This is a genomic window from Paenibacillus sp. A3 (genome assembly GCF_001399685.1).
GTDB lineage: Bacteria > Bacillota > Bacilli > Paenibacillales > NBRC-103111 > Paenibacillus_G.
Genome location: NZ_JTHN01000232.1, coordinates 13,754 through 31,598, shown reverse-complemented (window position 1 = coordinate 31,598; position 17,845 = coordinate 13,754). Strand labels below are relative to the sequence as shown.

The window sequence follows — 17,845 nt, the reverse complement described above, 5'->3', positions numbered from 1 at the left end:
CGTCGATGCGATCTACATCACGCTCGACAACACGGTCGTAAGCGCCGTCGAATCGATTATCAAGCTGGCAAACGACAAGAAAATTCCGTTCTTCGCCAGCGACCGCGATTCGGTAGAAAAAGGAGCTCTCGCCACCTACGGCTTCAAATATTACGATCACGGCTACCAAGCGGGCAAGATGGCCGTCGAGATTCTCAAGAACGGCGCCAAGCCGGGCGACATGAAAGTCAGCTACCCGGACAAGCTTGACCTGATCATTAACCTTGATGCCGCCAAGCAGGAAGGCGTCGAAGTCACCGACTCCATGAAAAATAAAGTACAAGATAAGAAAAACCTGCTCAGCGGTTCGGCAAAATAACTTCGTAAGACCCAGGCAGAGTGACCTTCCGAACGGACTCAAGGTCACTTTTGCATTTCTTTGCAGGAGGATGGACATATGCAAGACGCGTTGACAGGTTCCTTGGAACTCGGCATGCTGTATGCCATTATGGCGCTCGGCGTGTATCTTACGTTTCGAATTTTGGATTTTCCCGATTTGACGGTGGATGGCAGCTTCACGACCGGCGGCGCGATTGCCGCGGTATTGATCGCTTCCGGCGTATCCCCGGCGCTCGCCACGCTGGCGGCCTTCGGAGGCGGTCTCGTAGCCGGAGCGTGCACCGGACTGCTGCATACCAAAGGCAAGGTGAATGCGCTGCTGTCCGGGATTTTGATGATGATTGCGCTGTATTCGATCAATCTGCGGATTATGGGGAAAGCAAACATTCCGCTGCTTGGAGAAGATACGCTGCTGACGGACGTTCCGCTGCTGTTGGTCATGCCGGTCGTCGTGCTGGTTGTCAAATTCGCGCTGGACTGGTTCATGCACACGGACCTGGGCCTTGCGCTCAGAGCAACCGGAGATAACCCCCGGATGATCCGCAGCTTCGGCGTGAACACCGACAACACGATCATCGTCGGCGTCAGCTTGTCGAACGGGCTCGTGGCGCTTTCCGGCGCTTTGATCGCGCAGTATTCGGCCTTCGCCGAAATTACGATGGGGGTCGGAATGATCGTCATCGGGCTAGCCTCGGTCATTATAGGGGAAGCGCTGTTCGGCGCGAAGACGGTATTTCGTGCGACGCTGGCCGTCTTGCTGGGCGCTGTCGTCTACCGGCTGATCGTGGCGCTGGCGCTTCGCGTCGGACTGGAGCCGACGGACATGAAGCTGATGACTGCGCTCATCGTTATTGGCGCGTTGACGCTACCAATGATCCGGGGCAAGCTGCGCCAAAAATCGGTCATCCGTCAGCGGGCGGCCGATCTCGAAAATTCCCGTGCGCGGAACGTTTCGGCAGGAGGTGGTCGATAATGTTACGCGTCGAACATGTCTCCAAGCTGTTTAATCCGGGGACGCCGGACGAAAAGCTCGCCTTGTCGCATATTAACCTCCAATTGAAGGAGGGCGATTTTGTAACGGTGATCGGCAGCAACGGCGCCGGCAAGTCCACGCTCATGAATATCATCTCGGGCGTCATGACGCCGGATCTGGGGAAGGTCGTTATTGGCGGAAATGAAGTCGAATCGATGCCGGAGTATCGCCGCAGCGCATGGATCGGCCGGGTGTTCCAAGATCCGATGGCCGGCACCGCGCCGACGATGACGATCGAGGAAAACTTAGCCATGGCGTACAAGCGCAGCAAGCGCAGAGGGCTCGCCATCGGCGTTACGGGGCGCAAGCGGACGATGTTCCGCGAGCAGCTCAGCCGGCTTGGCATCGGGCTGGAGAACCGGCTGAACGCCAAGGTCGGCCTGCTCTCTGGCGGGGAACGGCAGGCGCTCAGCCTGCTGATGGCGACCTTCACCGAGCCTCGCATTCTGCTGCTCGACGAACATACCGCGGCGCTCGATCCTTCACGGGCGGAGCTGATTACGTCGCTGACCGAGCAGATCGTCGCCGAGCTTAAGCTGACGACGCTCATGGTCACGCACAATATGGATCAAGCGATCCGGCTCGGCAACCGGCTGATCATGATGGATAAAGGGCGCATTATTTTGGATGTGCCAGAGCAGGAGAAGCGGGGGCTGACCATCGAAGGGCTGCTGCAGCAGTTCGAGCGGATCCGCGGCACCAAGCTTGCGGACGACCGTGTCGTGCTCGGCTAAGGCAGGCGGACGCAACCGGAAAGCAAAAGAAAAACGCCCGCGCATCAGGCGAGGCGTTCCATATCACCGATAGGATGGACAGGCCATCGAACCGTGAAGGTTCGATGGCTTTTTTGCAAATGTTAACTCTTGCGGCCTTTCAGCAGAAACAGGATGGCGAATTGGGGCAGTACCAATTGCCGTCTCCAGCGGGACGGCTGCCGCAGCAGGCGGTACAGCCATTCCAGATTCAGCTTTTGCCAGACGACCGGGGCGCGTTTGACTTTGCCCGCGATGACATCCAGACTGCCTCCGACGCCCATCGCGAGTTTGGCGGATAACCGGTTTTTGTATTTGAAGATCCACTTTTCGGCCCGCGGCGCGCCCATGGCTACGATGAGAAGGTCGGGCTTGGCGCTTGCGATCTGCTCTACGAGCTGCGGTTCGTCGTCTTCGGTAAAGAAGCCGTTATGCCGCCCGGCGACCTTGAGGCCCGGGTATTGATTCATGATCGTGTCGACGGCTTTCTTGCTCGTTTCTTCGTCGGCCCCCAAGAAGTAGAACGACCATCCGTGCTCGTGCCCGAGCGCCAAGAGCCGGAGAAGCATCTCGTAGCCGGTTACGCGCTCGGGTACCGGTTCGCCTTTGAAACGCGAAGCCAGGACGATGCCGATGCCGTCGGGGGTAATCATGTCCGCCTGCTCGACAATGTGCCGCAGCTCGCTATCTTTTCTTGCATTCATCACAATTTCGGGGTTGGCCGTAATCAAGTGAAACAGCCTCGGATCGTTCCGGTCCAGCCGACGATGCAGCTCGTTTACGGTTTCGTCTAAAGATAATTTGGAAAAGGGTACGCCTAAAATGGAAACGGTTTGCATCGGTATCTCCTCTACGTTCATTTCCTCCATCTTACCACAGAATTGCCGGGGAGGAGAACATCCCGTAAAAGGACCGATGCGGCTGCTCCGACAAACCGGTCCGCCGCCGGGTCCTTCTATTCCTGCCGGATTAACCCGTTCCGCGCCAAAAATTCGCCGTTAAACGTAATGGGTACGCCCGCCCCATTGCGCTCCGCATGGATATGAAGATGCGGCTCCGACGTATTTCCCGAATTGCCGACAAGGCCGATCGGCGTGTTCACATCAACGGTATCTCCCGCTTTCACCTTCACGCTGCCTTTCTGCATATGCGCGACATACACTTTAGAATCCAGACAGCCGATCGCGACATGATTGCCGGCTGGCGGCACGCCTTCCGGCAGCTTTTCCGACAGGGTGGGCGCTATGTCCTCGAACCCGTCGGCGGCCTCCAGCACTTTGCCGTTGCACGGGCTGTACAGCGTATCACCGTAGATGGCATAGGCTTGCAGCTCGTTTGGATAGATGCCCTTCGTTCTCCAGCCTCCCGCATTCAGCTTCACGATATCCAGCGCGTACTGCTGCGGCAAATAGTCGTGGTGGTAGTTTACGATCGTCCGGCTGCCGCCATGAGCGACGTGATAAGTACCGCTGCGCAGCGGAAAACGCAGATCGACCGCCTCTTCGGACGCTTGGTGCCCGGTCAGCGCATAAGCTCCCAGAAAAACGAACAGCGCGGCGAAAACGACGGACAGCGCAGGGCCGGCCCACGAAACGAAAGAACGCGGCGGCCACAGCGGCACGTCCCGGTTATTTCTCACGGCGCGAACGACGGAATAAAGCCAGAACGCGATGAGCGCGTAGCGAAAATAATAGCCGATCCAGTCCCACCTTCCGACGGTCAAAATGTAGACGGCATAGGAGGTGGCAAGAAGGAACCACCCGAAGCACACCAGCTTGTTCTTTCGTTTACGCCCGAGCTCGATCATGAAATAGACGGGGAAAAACAAGCTTGATAAAAATAACATCACAATGCTGAACCACATCGATATCCTCTCCTTTCACTCAAGTATAACTAGCCGGATTTACTTCGGATGAAACAGCAGCTTACCGCAGCCTTAATTTTTCGTTAAGGTACCGTTAAGACTCCGTTCCTCTGCGAGTAAACACGGTATGGTAGAATATATGAAGCGATATGCCGGAGAGGAAGGATATGGAATGCAGGCGAACGAAGCAACGATTTTACTGGTCGACGATGAACCGACCATTGTCCGTATGTTGTTGAAGGTGCTGGAAAAAGAAGGATTTACCCATATCGATACGGCGGCGACGGGCGAAGAAGCGCTAGCGATGTGCGACAGCAGGTCTTACGATTATATTGTGCTCGACGTGATGCTGCCGGGTCAAAGCGGGTTTGAGGTATGCCCAAAGCTTCGGCAGCGCACCGATGCGCCGATTCTGTTCTTGACGGCGCGCTCTTCCGATCTGGACAAGCTTAGCGGCTTCGCCTTGGGAGGGGACGATTATGTGACCAAGCCGTTCAATCCGCTCGAAGTGGCTGCCCGGATCAAAGCGAAGCTCCGAAGGGTTGCCAAGTCCGCGGAAAGTTCCGCCACGCAGGGAGTTTACGATTTCGGGCGGTTTCGGCTGAATGAGCTTGCGGGAGAACTGACGGTCGAAGACAGGCGGATACCCTGCCCGGCTCAAGTGTTTCAGCTGCTTTTGTTTTTTTGCAAGCATCCGAACCGGATTTTCAACAAGCAAGAGCTGTACGAACGGGTATGGGGCGAGTCCAGTTTCAGCGACGACAATACCGTTATGGTCCATATTTACCGAATCCGGGAGCGTATCGAACGCAATCCTGCGCAGCCGGAGTTGCTGGTAACCGTCCGGGGGCTGGGCTATAAGCTGGTGAGAGGCGGGAACGATGACGCTTAGGCCGGCAGGGGGAGCGACGGATGAGGAGCGGAATGAAAGGGGAGGCCCCGCTCCCGCTTCGGTCTCATCGCCTGTGCCGGACGGAGGCATGCGGGTCATCCGGCGGCTTATCGCCCATTTCAGCCTGCGGCTGATCGTGGCCGGCATCCTGCTCGTCGTCTTGGCGGTCTTGATCTTGTACTGGATGCAGCTGAAGCTGCTGGATCTTGACGCGGGCCGCAGCTTTGCGCAGGCCGGCATGCTGAAGCTGATCGACACGATGGAAGTGGATGAGACGGGGACGCCTCATTTTGACGAGGAGCTGCTGGACCTTGTGAGAAGCGAAGGCGGCTGGGTTCAAATGCTCGACGGTCAAGGGAGAGCAACTTATTCGGTGTATACGCCTGAGGACGTTCCGACCGCTTATAAGCCGGGGGAATTTGTCGCTTACTGGAAAAAGAAGGAGCCGTTTCCGTATGATTTGGCCGTATGGATTCGGCAGAGAGGCGGCGTAACCTATACGCTGCTCTATGGCGTCATCCCGGAGGAGAAGCGTCTGCTGCAGATGGTCATGGAAACGGCCGGCTCGCCGGGTCCAAGCTTGACGCTGCCTCCCGGCTTGGAGGATCGGCTCAAGGAGGCGGATGCCACGGTGCAGCTGCTGGACCCGTCCGGACGGCAGGTTGCTTCGTTCGGCAGCGCGGGGCAGGTGCTGACGGAATACTCCCTTCAGGATCTTGCACTCCGGTCGGTTTACGGCAACAGATACGACCTCAAGCTGGCCTCTCATTACGATTCCCGCACGCAGTATACTTGGGTTGTGACCATCCCGTTTCATGAGAAAGGGATTCTTGCGGGAGTTCTGAAAAACGAGATAGGCGTCATGCTCGTTGCGCTTGCCGGCTTGCTGCTGACGACGCTGCTCTTGTTCCTGCTGCTGTCGCTCTGGTACGCCAACCGCTTCGGAGGGCCGGTGCTCCACATGATTGACTGGCTTCAGCAGCTCGGGCGCGGCCAGTTCCGCGAGCCGAACGGACTTCGTGGTCCCCGCAGCCTGGACCGCAAGGGCCGGCTGCAGCGTCGGTACCGTTTGTTCGCTGACGTGTTCCTCTCGCTAAGGCGGCTGACCGGCATTTTGAGCCGCAACGAGGAGATGCGGGTCAAGCTGGAGCAGACGAGAGAGGAGTGGATCACTGGAGTATCCCATGATATGAAAACGCCGCTCACGTCGATTAAAGGCTATTCGCATATGCTGGAAGCGTCGGATTACGGCTGGTCGACCGACGAAATCCGGGAATTTGCCGGCGTGATCCGCGAGAAGTCGGAATATATGGAGCTGCTGATCGACGATCTCAGCCTGACTTACCGCTTGCAGAACGAAGCGCTGCCGCTGGAGCTGCGGGAGACGGAGCTGAACGATCTGACGGATATCGTCATTCGCCGTTTTCGGACGAATCCGAGATTTGTGGACGCGCGTATCGTCTTTCGACCCGCCCCTGGCCCGCTTGTTTCGCGGGTAGACGAACGATGGCTCAGCCGGGCGATCGTGAATCTGCTGGCGAACGCCGTTCTGCACAACCCCGAAGGAACGGACGTGGAAGTAAGCGTGGCGGGGGACGGAGAAGCCGAAAGCTTCGTACGTTTGGAGATCCGCGATAACGGCGGCGGGATGGATGAGGAAACGGTCGGCCGGCTGTTCGAACGGTATTACCGCGGCACGAATACCGAGGGAGGGTCGGACGGAACGGGCCTCGGGATGGCCATTGCCCGGCAGATCGTCCTGGCCCACCACGGGAATATCCAGGTGGAGAGCGAGCTTGGTCGAGGGACGGTTGTGACGATATGGCTCCGGCAGGCTTCGCCATCGGTTGAGGTCGTGCAGCAGGATCAGGTATAATTTCCCTTATTGAGAGCAGGGGAGGAAGACAAAGTTGACGAACGAGACGATGAGGATAGCCCGGGAAGTCGCCTGCGAAGCGGCCGCTGCCGCAGGAAAACTGGCGAAGGAGCATTTTGACCGGGATAAGGAAGTGATGGCCAAAGGGAATCAAGGGGACTTGGTTACCGCGATCGATCATTTGGCCGAGAAGGAAATTTTGAACCGGCTGCAGGAGCGCTTCCCGGAGCATCGGATTCGCAGCGAGGAGAGCGGCTGGTCTGGAACGGAAAGCGATTGGCTGTGGCTGGTCGATCCGCTGGACGGCACGAACAATTACGCGATCGGGCTGCCTGCGTACGGCGTATCGCTGACGCTGATTTACCGGGGAGAGCCGCGGCTTGGCGTCATCTACGATTCGCATCTGGAAAATTTGTACGTCGCCGAGCAGGGAAAGGGAGCTTTGTGCAACGGGCTGCCGATTCGCGTCAAACCGTCCGCAGCCGCCGGGCGAATGACCTTGGGCTGGATTCAGGGGCATGACGTCGGCAAGGGCGGACAGGCCACATCGCTGAAGCACCATCTGGACGCGGGCAGCAAACGGGTCTTGTCGCTATGGGCGCCAACGCTGCTGTGGAGCATGCTCGCGCGCGGCGATTTGGACGGTATCGTGCTGTACAATTCAGAAGGCGAGGACTTGTACTCGGGCTTGCTGCTGGCGAAGGAAGCGGGGGCGGCGGTTGTCGACTTCGACGGCCGACCGTTCGAAGGCATGAACCCCGAGCCGTATATCGTCGCCTGCCCTCCGGACCGTTTGGGAAGTCTGCTCTCCATGGTTCAGGCGGGACTCGGCAGGTAGACGCAATGGGAGGAGGAGAAACAAAGTGAGTTACCCGATCCGGGTTCGCGCCTGCGCGCTGATCCTGCAGGACGACAGCGTGCTGCTGATCGAATTTACGGATGCAAACGGAATTCATTACAATCTGCCTGCCGGAGGCGTCGAAGCCGGGGAATCGGTCATCGAAGCGGTGATCCGGGAAGCGCGGGAGGAAGCAGCCGCAGACGTCGAGGTCGGACCGCTGGCCTTCGTGTACGAATACGCCCCGCATCGAAGCGATTCCGTGTATGGCGCCACGCACAGCGTCCACCTTCGAGTGCAAGCTGAAGGAAGGGGCCGTGCCCGCAATGCCCGCGAGCCCCGATCCGAATCAAACGGGCGTACGGTGGATTCCGCTTTCCGAGCTGGACAAGATCGTGCTGTATCCCAACCAGAGAAAGCAGATTGCCGATTATGCCGCAAGGCGGACCGATACGCCGGTATTCATCGAGGAGCATCAGCTCCCCAAGTACCCGCTTCCTTCTTCCTGAAACAGCGAAAACCTGACGGAGCACAGCCCAAAACCGGGCCGGCCGTCAGGTTTTCTTTTTCCCCGCTTCGTTACAAAATGCTTGGCAGCACCTTGATTTCACGATCCAGCTTGGGCAGGAACGAATAATTCGGATTAAAGGTGAAAATCCGTTTCATCTGGCAGGACAGCATCACGACGGCCGTCATTGCTTCGGTCAGCGAGAAGCGGTAGTTCGGAAAATCGATAATGAGCCGCTTCGATTCCCGCTCCAGCTCCGGTGTTCCCGGTACGATCGTCAGCACGCCCTGTTGGACCGCTTTTTCCATCGTGTTCAAGAAAAACTGCGCATCCGAATAGTCAAAATGATTGCGCAGCCATTGGTGCGTTTCGAAGATCACATAGTTCGTCGTAGCCAAATGCCGGTCCATATCGTCCAGGTCGAAGAACAGCGACCGGGCCTTCAAATAATACGGGTCCTCCGGATTCATAAATGCCATCAGGGCGGACTGCTCCAGAAAGACCGCCTGCTGCAAGTCTGCGGAATCATGCACGATCATAGCTTGGCACCTCCTCGCCCGTATACCGTTCCTTCCGCCTCGTCAAGCTGTCGAGCTGCAGCAGCGGATTTCTTTCCTTCTGCTCCATGGTCGCTTGAAACGCCATTTCGTGGGACCGTACGGCAAAATATTGGTCGATCATATAATGAACCACCGCGCTGACGGTCGTCTGTTCGGCTTCGGCCATTCGTCTGCACTTATCGTAAACCTCGGGCTCCAGCTCGATGGCGGCGGTCTCGACGGCTTCCCCCTCCGTCGATATGAGCTGGGATGCGGCGGATTTCCACTTCCTCAGCTGGCTTTGCATGAATTCCTTGGAACTGCTCACGGGCGTCACCTTCCACAACACAATTTATGCGGGCTTGAATACGCAAGCCGACCTCCTTATACTGTTCGACGAAAACCGCCGTTTTTAGGGGATTTTCGCCTTTATTTGAGAGCGCTCATGCTTTGAACACAGTTATTTAACCGTTTGGTCCGATTTTGAACACAATTTGCTCAAATTTTTCGTGTAACGTTAAGGAGTATGGCCCCTTTTTCGGCTAATCCCCCCGCAAAATAGGGGGGGCGGGAGAATGCTATAGTATCTTCACCGGCAAAAGGAGCACTGTCTGCATGAATTCTTGGAAAGTACTGGTCGCCGACGATGACCCGAACGTCAGGGAGATCATCCGGCTTTATTTTGAAAAGCAGCACATCAGCATGATCGAGGCGCAGGACGGTGAGGAGGCGCTTGAGCTTGTCGAGAAGGAAGCACCGGACATCGTCATTCTCGACGTCATGATGCCGAAGATGGACGGCTTCGAAGCATGCCGCCAAATTTTGAAAAGGTTCGATATTCCCGTCATCATGCTGACGGCGAAGCGGGAAGAGTTCGACCGGGTGCTGGGGCTTGAGCTCGGCGCCGACGATTACGTCACGAAGCCGTTCAGTCCGCGGGAGCTCGTGGCGCGGATCAAGGCGATCTTCCGCCGGATGCAGCGCCGCAAGTTGCCGGGAGAACCGGGTGAACCGGTCGCCATTACGTTCGAGGGGCTCTCCATCAACACGGAGCGCCGCGAGGTGCTGGCCGGAGAGGAGCGGATCGTTCTTCGCCCGAAGGAGTTCGATCTGCTGACGCATCTGGCCCGGTCTCCGGGGACAGTGTACACACGGGAGCAATTGCTGGAGCAGGTGTGGGGCTACGAGTTTATCGGGGATATTCGCACGGTCGACGTGCACGTGAAAAAATTAAGGGAGAAGCTGCTCCCGTACCGGAGCGACTGTATTCATACGGTGTGGGGCGTAGGGTATAAATTCGAGGTTCAGGAATAATGCTTGGCATCGGCAAAAGCATTTTCCGCCGGCTGCTGTTCGGCCATATGTTCACCATGCTGCTGGGTCTCTGCGTCGTCGGGTTTCTGCTTTCGTTGCTGACCAAGGATTATATCGTCGATTCGCAAAAGGAAGAGCTGCTGCGCAAGGCGAAACGGGTCAACCTGGCGGTTCAAACCGTCGTTGTACCGGACGATCGCCTCAAGGAGCTGCTGCTGTTCTTCGACCAGACGTTCGACGCGCGCATTTGGCTGTTCGACCGGGGCGGCAAAATCGCGGCCACCTCCAGCAAGGACGAGGTGTACGTCGGCAAATCCGTCGATCCTGCCGTCGTCCGCAAAGTCTTGAACGGCGAAGAGGCGTTGCTGAACGAGCCGCGGTTCGAAGGGCTCAAGGAGTCGATGCTGTCCGTCGTCGTCCCGTGGGGCAAGGACAATGAGGTCTACGGAGGAATCGTGCTGCACGCCTCGGTCGCCGGAATGAACGAAACGATCACGTTAATGCGCGAAACGATCCTGTGGGTCACTCTCGTAGGCGTGCTGCTGTCGGCGGCGACGGCTTCGTATTTGTCGTGGTCCATCTCCCGGCCGCTGCGACGGATCGACAAGCTGGCGCTGCGCATTGGGCATGGAGATTACGGCGAGCGGATCGAGATTTATTCGAACGATGAGATCGGGGAGCTGGCCGCCACCATCAATCAGATGGCGGACAAGCTGCAGCGGACGGACGAAGACAAGCGCAAGCAGGAGCAAATCCGCCAGGATTTCCTGGCGAACGTATCCCACGAGCTGCGGACGCCGCTGACGGCCATGCAAGGGTTTCTGGAGGCGCTTCAGGACGATCTGATCGACGATGCGGCCAAGCCGAAATATTACGACATCATTTACAAAGAAACGCTTCATATGAACCGTTTGGTGGATGACATCGCCGATCTGATCAAGCTGGAAAACGACGAGATCGCCTTGTCCCGCAGCCCGGTGGACGTGCGTCAGTTATTTGCGCACATCGCCGCCATGTTCGGACCGGAAGCCGCGGAGCGAAACACGGCGATCGAAATGCGGACGGAAGAGGGACTGCCGGACGCGTATGCGGACCGGGACCGCTTCGAGCAAATTATGAAAAATTTAGTGAAGAATGCCGTGAAATTTACGGAAAACGGCAAAATCTTGCTGAGCGCCCGTGCGGAAAGCGAGCTGCTTGTCATTCACGTGGCGGATACCGGCATCGGGATTTCCCCCGACGATCAGGAGATGATCTGGGAGCGCTTTTTCAAGGTGGACCGCGGCCGGAGCAAAAAAGGCAGCGGCACCGGGCTCGGACTGGCCATTGTCCGGGAACTGGTAGAGCTGCATGGCGGCACGATTACCGTCCGCAGCGAAGTCGGCCAAGGAACCGTATTCGAGTTCCGGCTGCCGGCGGCTCAGAACGCAATACACGAAGGAGGAAGACAACATGTTAAAGCGATTTGATACGCTGTACGGCATTGATTTGGGAACTTCGAATACGGTGATTTACCAGCACGGGAAAGGCATCGTCCTGCGGGAGCCGTCCGTGGTGGCGATCCGGCAGGATTCGGGCGAGATGGTGGCGGCCGGTACGGAAGCGCAGGCCATGATCGGCCGGACCCCGGGCAATATCGACATCATTTATCCGCTGATGGACGGAGTAATTGCCAACTTTGACATTACGAGCGCGATGCTACAGCATTTTATTAAAAAAATTCAAGGCCGAGCCCCCTGGTTCCGCAGCTCGCAGGTATACATATCGGTACCGTGCGGCATCACAAACGTGCAGAAGCGCGCCGTCGAAGAGACGATGGTGCATAAAGGCGCCAAGAAGGCGATAGCCGTGGAAGAGCCGCTTGCCGCGGCGCTTGGGGCCGGACTTCCGGTCGACCAGCCCATCGGCAGCTTGGTGCTCGATATCGGCGGGGGGGCGAGTCAAGTGGCCGTGCTGTCGCTCGGAGGCATCGTGGTCAGCCATACGGTGCGGCGCGCAGGAATGTCGCTCGATCAGGATATCATCGAATACGTCAAAAAAACATACAATCTGGCGATCGGCGAACGGACCGCGGAGGAGATCAAGAAGCAGATCGGGTCGGTCGTCGAGCGTCAGAAGGACAAGGCCATCGATATCAAAGGCCGGGATCTGATCGACGGTCTGCCCCGGTCGCTCCGCTTGACCTCCGGCGAAATTTTCGAACTGATGGACGATTTTCTGGTGACCATTTTGGATGCGATCCGGGTGACGCTTGAGCATTGTCCGCCGGAGCTTGCCGGGGACGTGGTGGAGCGAGGCATTCTTCTGTGCGGAGGCGGCTCGCTGCTTCACGGGCTGGTCGAGCGGATTCAGGCAGAAACCAGTGTCCCCGTCCATCTGGCGGCGGAGCCGCAGGATTGCACGGCGCTGGGAGCCGGCATGATGATCGATTTTAAGCGGGAGGGCTGGAGCCGCGGGAATGCGATCCCCGGGCGGAACGTCGGAACTCAGGCGGAAGAGGAGCCTCTGCGGCAGGACGCTTAGAAGGCGGCCCAGGCTCAGGAGCTGCTGCAGGGCCCGGAAATAAGCCGTTGACCGTTCATGGAATTGCCGCTAAGCTATGAAAAAAGCTTGGACTCATAGGGAGGCGGTTGCCATGGCGGTAAAGCGGCTGGGCTGCTTGCATGCGCATCATTCGAATATCCGGTATTTGGAGGAAGGTCTGGATCGCGAGACGTTCTCCTGCCTGCATTTTGTCGATCCCGGCGCGATCCATTGGCTGACCCGGGCAGCGGCGTCCGAAGCGGAGGCGCGTCAGGTGCAGGCGAAGCTGCGCGGCCAACTGGAATGGATCGCTGGCTGCGGGGTAGATGCCATTGTCATCACGTGCACGAATTATATCGCTGCGCTGTCGCCCTTGGAGCAAGCGCTCGAAGCGGCGGGCGGCGTTCCGGTCATCGCGATCGACGAGCCGTGGTTTGACGAGCTGTTGAAGCTCGGGGACGAGGCGGTCGTCGCTTTCACGAATCCGGCCACCGTAGAAGGGACGATGGAGCGGCTGCATGCCCATGCCAAGCTGCGGGGCAGAGCGTTCAAGGCGCAGACGGCGGTGTCCGGCCCAGGCTGCTTCGAGCTGCTGCTGCAAGGACGGGAAGCGGCGTATGCGGAGCAGGTTGAAGCGTTCCTGCTGGGCATGATACAGAAATCATCTGCCCCGGTCGCGGCGGCTCAATTGTCGATGACGGACGCGGCCGCACGTGCCGAAGCGGCGTCCGGCGCCCGGGTGCTGTCTCCGATGCAGGCGCTTCGCAGCAGGCTGGAGGGGCTGCGGTAACGCGATCCGGTCTTTGTCATAGTTATGTAATAAATCCATGGTACATTTTTCTCGCAACACGACATACGACAACAAGATGTGGGAGGAAATGACCATGAAAATGAACAAGCTCTTAACGGTCGGTATTGCCTGCGCCATGCTGCTCGGCGGGGCGGTATCCGCAAGCGCTGCGCCGGCTGCCGCGCAGAAGCCAAGCCAGACTGCCGTGAAGGAGGCCAAGGCTCAGTATAAGCAAGCCAAGGCGTCGCTGCAGGCCGAACAGCTCGCGCAGCTGCAGGCAAAAGCGGCAAGTCTCGGGATTGCGACCGAGGGCAAATCGGCGAAGGAACTGAAGGCGGCCATTCAAGAGAAGCGCAAGGCGCTCGCCGAGCAGAAGCGAGCCGAGGCCCTGGCCAAGCGGAAAGCCGAAGCGGAGAAGCTGGGCATTTCCACCCAAGGCAAAACCGTCCAAGAGCTCGCCAAGGAGATTCAAGCGAAGAAGCAGGAGCACAAAGCGAGCAAGCAAGCGAAGAAGAGCAGCTAGTCGCAAGCTACACTCATCCAAGTCTGCAAAGGTCTGCCCGTGCCCCATCGCAAGATGGACGCGGCGCAGATCTTTTTTTTATCGCATGATCGGTTCGGTGCGCTTCCTGTTTGACACCGGCCTCCTCGTTCAGGCATGATGATAGAAACAAGCTGAGGAAAGGAGCCGCGATCATCGTGAAACGGGTACTGCAAGGAGGCGTCCGCTTTTACCGCAAATGGATCTCGCCGCTGAAACCGCCGACCTGCCGGTTTTACCCGACCTGCTCCGCCTACGCGCTGGAAGCGCTGGAGAAGCACGGCGCGGCCCGCGGTTCGTGGCTTACGGTGAAGCGGATTTGCAAATGCCATCCGTTCCACCCTGGAGGAGTGGATCACGTCCCTTGACACGGACGGTTCATTTTCGATATATTTGGCTTAATAATCCCATGAACGGATAAGTACTTTGCCGGAAGCCGCACAGAGAGCCGGAGACGCTGAGAACCGGTCGGCCGATGCGAAGGAAGATGGTCCGGGAGGATATGAAGGCGAGCCATGCTCGCGGTCGAAGCCGGCCGCAGGCGGTAAGCTTTCATCGTAGCTCCGGCGTTAACGGATGGTCAGCGATTGACCGTTAAGCCTCGAACGGCGCTTTGGTTCGCCATGCGTCCGAACGGGGGAAGTTGGGTGGTACCGCGTGAGTTCGAGCTCTCGTCCCATAGGGATGAGAGCTTTTTTGCATTTTCAATTCACTAGGAGGTCATTTGAACATGTCTGAAACCAAGAAAAGCTTTTACATCACGACGCCCATTTATTACCCGAGCGACAAACTGCACATTGGCCACGCGTATTCGACGGTGGCGGGCGACGTCATGGCCCGGTACAAGCGGCTGCGCGGCTACAACGTCATGTACTTGACGGGCACCGACGAGCACGGGCAGAAGATCGAGCGCAAAGCGCAGGAGGCGGGCAAGACGCCGCAGCAGTTCGTCGACGATATCGTCGCCGGAATCAAGGACCTGTGGAAAAAGCTCGATATCTCGTACGACGATTTCATCCGTACGACCGACGCGCGCCATAAGCAGGCCGTCGAGAAAATTTTCACGAAGCTGATGGAGCAGGACGACATTTACCTCGGCCATTACGAAGGCTGGTACTGTACGCCGTGCGAATCGTTTTTCCTCGAAAACAAGCTGGTCGACGGCAAATGCCCGGACTGCGGACGCCCGGTGGAATGGGTAAAGGAAGAGAGCTACTTCTTCCGGCTCAGCAAATATGCCGACCGGCTGATTGAGCATTACGAGAAGCACCCGGAGTTCATTCATCCGGAGTCCCGCCGCAACGAGATGATCAACAACTTCATCAAGCCCGGTCTGGAGGATTTGGCCGTCTCCCGGACGACGTTCGACTGGGGCATCCGCGTGCCGGGCAATCCGAAGCACGTGATCTACGTCTGGATCGACGCGCTCTCGAACTATATTACCGCGCTCGGCTACGGCAGCGAGGATGACAGCCGCTACCAGACATACTGGCCAGCGGACGTGCATCTGATGAGCAAGGAGATCGTGCGCTTCCATACGATCATCTGGCCGGCGATGCTGATGGCGCTCGGTCTTCCGCTGCCGAAGAAGGTCATCGGCCACGGCTGGCTGCTGATGAAGGATGGTAAAATGTCCAAATCCAAAGGCAACGTCGTGGACCCGGTCACGTTGATCGACCGCTATGGCCTCGACGCGCTCCGTTATTACTTGATGCGGGAAGTGCCGTTCGGCTCGGACGGTACATTTACACCGGAAAGCTTCGTAGAGCGGATTAACTTCGACCTGGCGAACGACCTCGGCAATCTGCTCAGCCGGACCGTAGCGATGATCGACAAATATTTCGGCGGCGAGGTGCAGCCGTATGTCGCCGGAGTGACCGAATTCGACGCCGCCGTGCTGGAGACGGCCGAAGCGACGGTCGCCAAAGTCGAGGAAGCGATGGAAAAAATGGAGTTTTCCGTAGCGCTCTCCGCGATCTGGCAGCTTGTTAGCCGCACGAACAAATACATCGACGAGACACAGCCGTGGAACCTGGCGAAAGACGAGACGAAGCGGGAGACGCTCGGTTCCGTGCTGTACGTGCTCGCCGAATCGCTGCGAATCTCGTCCGTGCTGCTCCAGCCGTTCATGACAGAGACGCCGCGCCGCATGTGGCAGCAGCTCGGCATCGAAGCCGGTCCGCTCACCGTATGGGATACGGTGCACACTTTCGGAACGCTGCCTGCCGGCACGCGTGTGGCGAAGGGCGAAGCGATGTTCCCGCGTCTGGAGGCGGACAAGGAGATCGCGTTCATCGCGGAATCGATGAACGGCGGAACGATTCCTGCGGCGGAGTCCGCGTCCGAAGAGTCGAAGGCGGCGGACGCGAAAGCGGAGACGGCCGCCGTGCCGGCGCCGGAGGCTTCGCCTGAAATCTCGATCGACGATTTCTTCAAGGTCGACCTGCGGGTGGCCGAGGTCATCGCCGCCGAGCCGGTGAAGAACGCCGACAAGCTGCTGAAGCTGCAGCTCGATCTCGGCTACGAGCAGCGTCAGGTGGTCTCCGGCATCGCCAAATACTATACGCCGGAGCAAATGGTCGGCCGCAAAGTCATCTGCGTCACGAACCTGAAGCCGGTCAAGCTTCGCGGCGAATTGTCGCAGGGCATGATTTTGGCCGCATCGCAAGGAGACCGGTTGACTCTCGCGACAGTTTCCGATTCAATTCCGAACGGATCTGTGGTAAAATAAGGGTTGTTCACGTGAACAGTCAATAGAATACCATGGTGGGAGGCTCCTTGTATGCAGAAGAACGACGGAATGAATTACGCGCCGCAGGGGAAACCGAATCCGGTCGTGAAGCCGGGAGAATTCGCTTTTGCCGCGATAGGGCTGGATCACGGCCATATATTCGGTATGTGCAACGGCCTGATGGAAGCGGGAGCCGATTTGGTTGCCGTTTACGACCCGGATCCGGTGAAAGTCGAAGCGTTCGTCAAGCGGTACCCGCAAGCCAAGGCCGCCGCTTCGGAGGAGGAAATTCTGCGCGATCCGGGAATTCAACTCGTAGCGGCAGCGGCCGTCCCTTCGGAGCGCGGAGCGCTTGGGGTTCGTGTTATGAACGCGGGCAAAGACTACTTTACCGACAAGACGCCGTTCACCGCGTTATCGCAGCTTGAAGCCGCCCGTGCGAAAGTAAAAGAAACGGGCCGGAAGTACATGGTCTATTACAGCGAACGGCTGCATGTGGAAAGCGCCGTGTTCGCCGGGGAATTGATTCAGAAGGGCGCCATCGGCCGCGTCGTGCACGTGATGGGCTGGGGCCCGCACCGGTTGAACGCGCCGACCCGTCCGCAGTGGTTTTTCGAGCGGGAGAAATACGGCGGCATCCTGTGCGATATCGGCAGCCATCAGATCGAGCAGTTCCTGTTCTACACTGGCGCCAAAGATGCCACGGTCGTCAGCAGCCGGGTAGCCAATTATAACAACAAGCAGTTCCCGGAGCTGGAAGATTTCGGAGACGCCACGCTGACCGGCGATAACGGCGCAACCTTCTACTTCCGCGTCGACTGGCTGACGCCGGACGGCCTCGGCACTTGGGGCGACGGCCGGACGCTCATCGTCGGTACGGACGGGTACATCGAGCTGCGCAAATATATCGATATTGCCCGGGATAAGCAGGGGGACCACGTCTACCTGGTGAACAAGGAAGGCGAGCGGCATTTCTCCGTTCACGGCGAAGTCGGCTATCCGTTCTTCGGGCAGTTGATCCTCGACTGCATCCACCGGACGGAGAACGCAATGACGCAGGAGCATGCCTTCAAAGCAGCCGAACTGTGCTTGAAAGCCCAGCAGCAAGCGGTTCGCGTCGAGTAGCTTACAACCGTATAGATCGAAATACCCCTTTGCCAATCTCAGGCGCAAAGGGGTATTTTTGGCTTTATCGTAATTTCTACATTTACCGTTGACAAGCGAATGGGCGGGGCGTATAATCGTCGTTGTTAATGAAAAAAATTA

General features: G+C 58.0%; 18 protein-coding genes and 1 pseudogene. 15 read left to right on the top strand and 4 right to left on the bottom strand.

Annotated features, from left to right (window positions below; genetic code table 11):
* From QJ48_RS29955 to QJ48_RS29945, 3 genes are all read left to right on the top strand, one after another.
* Window positions 1–358 (top strand): ABC transporter substrate binding protein (locus tag QJ48_RS29955; RefSeq protein WP_157261802.1); only part of this gene is annotated, 358 nt, incomplete at its 5' end.
* A 78-nt stretch (window positions 359–436) separates the two neighbouring features.
* Complete coding sequence (locus QJ48_RS29950) at window positions 437–1,351, top strand: ABC transporter permease (RefSeq protein ID WP_054977019.1); 915 nt, start codon at window positions 437–439, stop codon at window positions 1,349–1,351.
* Window positions 1,351–2,145 carry an ABC transporter ATP-binding protein gene (locus QJ48_RS29945; protein WP_054977018.1) on the top strand — a complete coding sequence of 265 codons (795 nt, stop codon included), beginning with the start codon at window positions 1,351–1,353 and terminating at the stop codon, window positions 2,143–2,145. Before QJ48_RS29950 ends, QJ48_RS29945 begins: the two co-directional genes overlap by 1 nt.
* Before the next feature lie 122 nt (window positions 2,146–2,267).
* Here QJ48_RS29945 and QJ48_RS29940 read toward each other — a convergent pair whose 3' ends face one another.
* Together QJ48_RS29940 and QJ48_RS29935 are read right to left on the bottom strand one after the other, a co-directional pair.
* Window positions 2,268–3,002: a WecB/TagA/CpsF family glycosyltransferase gene (locus tag QJ48_RS29940; protein WP_054977017.1), complete on the bottom strand. Its 735-nt coding sequence runs from the start codon at window positions 3,000–3,002 to the stop codon at window positions 2,268–2,270.
* Between the two features lie 116 nt (window positions 3,003–3,118).
* Complete coding sequence (locus QJ48_RS29935; protein WP_237763114.1) at window positions 3,119–4,027, bottom strand: M23 family metallopeptidase; 909 nt, start codon at window positions 4,025–4,027, stop codon at window positions 3,119–3,121.
* Window positions 4,028–4,199: 172 nt separating this feature from the next.
* On the opposite strand from QJ48_RS29935, the gene QJ48_RS29930 reads away from it, so the two are divergent.
* The 4 genes and pseudogenes from QJ48_RS29930 (at window position 4,200) to QJ48_RS29915 (ending at window position 8,142) form a co-directional block, all read left to right on the top strand.
* Complete coding sequence (locus QJ48_RS29930; protein WP_054977016.1) at window positions 4,200–4,919, top strand: response regulator transcription factor; 720 nt, start codon at window positions 4,200–4,202, stop codon at window positions 4,917–4,919.
* On the top strand, window positions 4,909–6,795 hold the full coding sequence (locus tag QJ48_RS29925) for a sensor histidine kinase KdpD (protein ID WP_082420731.1): 1,887 nt from the start codon (window positions 4,909–4,911) through the stop codon (window positions 6,793–6,795). Before QJ48_RS29930 ends, QJ48_RS29925 begins: the two co-directional genes overlap by 11 nt.
* A 49-nt stretch (window positions 6,796–6,844) precedes the next feature.
* The gene (locus QJ48_RS29920; RefSeq protein WP_054977021.1) at window positions 6,845–7,633 is read left to right on the top strand and encodes an inositol monophosphatase family protein; all 789 of its coding nucleotides are present in this window, start codon (window positions 6,845–6,847) and stop codon (window positions 7,631–7,633) included.
* A gap of 25 nt (window positions 7,634–7,658) precedes the next feature.
* Window positions 7,659–8,142, top strand: a pseudogene (locus QJ48_RS29915) (NUDIX domain-containing protein).
* 70 nt (window positions 8,143–8,212) lie between these two features.
* On the opposite strand, the gene QJ48_RS29910 reads toward QJ48_RS29915, so the two are convergent.
* On the bottom strand, window positions 8,213–8,680 hold the full coding sequence (locus tag QJ48_RS29910) for a type II toxin-antitoxin system VapC family toxin (protein WP_054977014.1): 468 nt from the start codon (window positions 8,678–8,680) through the stop codon (window positions 8,213–8,215).
* Window positions 8,667–9,008: a hypothetical protein gene (locus QJ48_RS29905; RefSeq protein ID WP_054977020.1), complete on the bottom strand. Its 342-nt coding sequence runs from the start codon at window positions 9,006–9,008 to the stop codon at window positions 8,667–8,669. Before QJ48_RS29905 ends, QJ48_RS29910 begins: the two co-directional genes overlap by 14 nt.
* A 287-nt stretch (window positions 9,009–9,295) precedes the next feature.
* Here QJ48_RS29905 and QJ48_RS29900 point away from each other — a divergent pair, with 287 nt between their 5' ends.
* From QJ48_RS29900 to QJ48_RS29865, 8 genes are all read left to right on the top strand, one after another.
* On the top strand, window positions 9,296–9,994 hold the full coding sequence (locus tag QJ48_RS29900) for a response regulator transcription factor (RefSeq protein WP_054977013.1): 699 nt from the start codon (window positions 9,296–9,298) through the stop codon (window positions 9,992–9,994).
* Window positions 9,994–11,463, top strand: coding sequence for an ATP-binding protein (locus tag QJ48_RS29895; RefSeq protein ID WP_054977012.1), 1,470 nt, complete (start codon window positions 9,994–9,996; stop codon window positions 11,461–11,463). The genes QJ48_RS29900 and QJ48_RS29895 overlap by 1 nt, the downstream gene beginning before the upstream one ends.
* Entirely contained in the window at window positions 11,447–12,517 is a 1,071-nt protein-coding gene (locus QJ48_RS29890; RefSeq protein ID WP_054977011.1) for a rod shape-determining protein, read from the top strand. Before QJ48_RS29895 ends, QJ48_RS29890 begins: the two co-directional genes overlap by 17 nt.
* Window positions 12,518–12,629: 112 nt before the next feature.
* The gene (locus QJ48_RS29885) at window positions 12,630–13,307 is read left to right on the top strand and encodes a hypothetical protein (protein WP_054977010.1); all 678 of its coding nucleotides are present in this window, start codon (window positions 12,630–12,632) and stop codon (window positions 13,305–13,307) included.
* Between the two features lie 94 nt (window positions 13,308–13,401).
* On the top strand, window positions 13,402–13,830 hold the full coding sequence (locus QJ48_RS29880; protein ID WP_054977009.1) for a hypothetical protein: 429 nt from the start codon (window positions 13,402–13,404) through the stop codon (window positions 13,828–13,830).
* 176 nt (window positions 13,831–14,006) lie between these two features.
* The gene (gene yidD, locus QJ48_RS29875) at window positions 14,007–14,216 is read left to right on the top strand and encodes a membrane protein insertion efficiency factor YidD (RefSeq protein WP_025847146.1); all 210 of its coding nucleotides are present in this window, start codon (window positions 14,007–14,009) and stop codon (window positions 14,214–14,216) included.
* A 362-nt stretch (window positions 14,217–14,578) separates the two neighbouring features.
* Window positions 14,579–16,579: a methionine--tRNA ligase gene (gene metG, locus QJ48_RS29870; RefSeq protein WP_054977008.1), complete on the top strand. Its 2,001-nt coding sequence runs from the start codon at window positions 14,579–14,581 to the stop codon at window positions 16,577–16,579.
* Between the two features lie 51 nt (window positions 16,580–16,630).
* Window positions 16,631–17,704, top strand: coding sequence for a Gfo/Idh/MocA family protein (locus QJ48_RS29865; protein ID WP_054977007.1), 1,074 nt, complete (start codon window positions 16,631–16,633; stop codon window positions 17,702–17,704).
* Window positions 17,705–17,845 lie beyond the last annotated feature (141 nt).

Coding starts and splice junctions, on each gene's coding strand:
- QJ48_RS29910 (WP_054977014.1), bottom strand. CDS start 8,680: ATGATCGTGCATGATTCCGCAGACTTGCAGCAGGCGGTCTTTCTGGAG.
- metG (WP_054977008.1), top strand. CDS start 14,579: ATGTCTGAAACCAAGAAAAGCTTTTACATCACGACGCCCATTTATTAC.
- QJ48_RS29890 (WP_054977011.1), top strand. CDS start 11,447: ATGTTAAAGCGATTTGATACGCTGTACGGCATTGATTTGGGAACTTCG.
- QJ48_RS29930 (WP_054977016.1), top strand. CDS start 4,200: ATGCAGGCGAACGAAGCAACGATTTTACTGGTCGACGATGAACCGACC.
- QJ48_RS29925 (WP_082420731.1), top strand. CDS start 4,909: ATGACGCTTAGGCCGGCAGGGGGAGCGACGGATGAGGAGCGGAATGAA.
- QJ48_RS29935 (WP_237763114.1), bottom strand. CDS start 4,027: ATGTGGTTCAGCATTGTGATGTTATTTTTATCAAGCTTGTTTTTCCCC.
- QJ48_RS29880 (WP_054977009.1), top strand. CDS start 13,402: ATGAAAATGAACAAGCTCTTAACGGTCGGTATTGCCTGCGCCATGCTG.
- QJ48_RS29895 (WP_054977012.1), top strand. CDS start 9,994: ATGCTTGGCATCGGCAAAAGCATTTTCCGCCGGCTGCTGTTCGGCCAT.
- QJ48_RS29885 (WP_054977010.1), top strand. CDS start 12,630: ATGGCGGTAAAGCGGCTGGGCTGCTTGCATGCGCATCATTCGAATATC.
- QJ48_RS29950 (WP_054977019.1), top strand. CDS start 437: ATGCAAGACGCGTTGACAGGTTCCTTGGAACTCGGCATGCTGTATGCC.
- QJ48_RS29945 (WP_054977018.1), top strand. CDS start 1,351: ATGTTACGCGTCGAACATGTCTCCAAGCTGTTTAATCCGGGGACGCCG.
- QJ48_RS29920 (WP_054977021.1), top strand. CDS start 6,845: ATGAGGATAGCCCGGGAAGTCGCCTGCGAAGCGGCCGCTGCCGCAGGA.
- QJ48_RS29865 (WP_054977007.1), top strand. CDS start 16,631: ATGCAGAAGAACGACGGAATGAATTACGCGCCGCAGGGGAAACCGAAT.
- QJ48_RS29900 (WP_054977013.1), top strand. CDS start 9,296: ATGAATTCTTGGAAAGTACTGGTCGCCGACGATGACCCGAACGTCAGG.
- QJ48_RS29940 (WP_054977017.1), bottom strand. CDS start 3,002: ATGCAAACCGTTTCCATTTTAGGCGTACCCTTTTCCAAATTATCTTTA.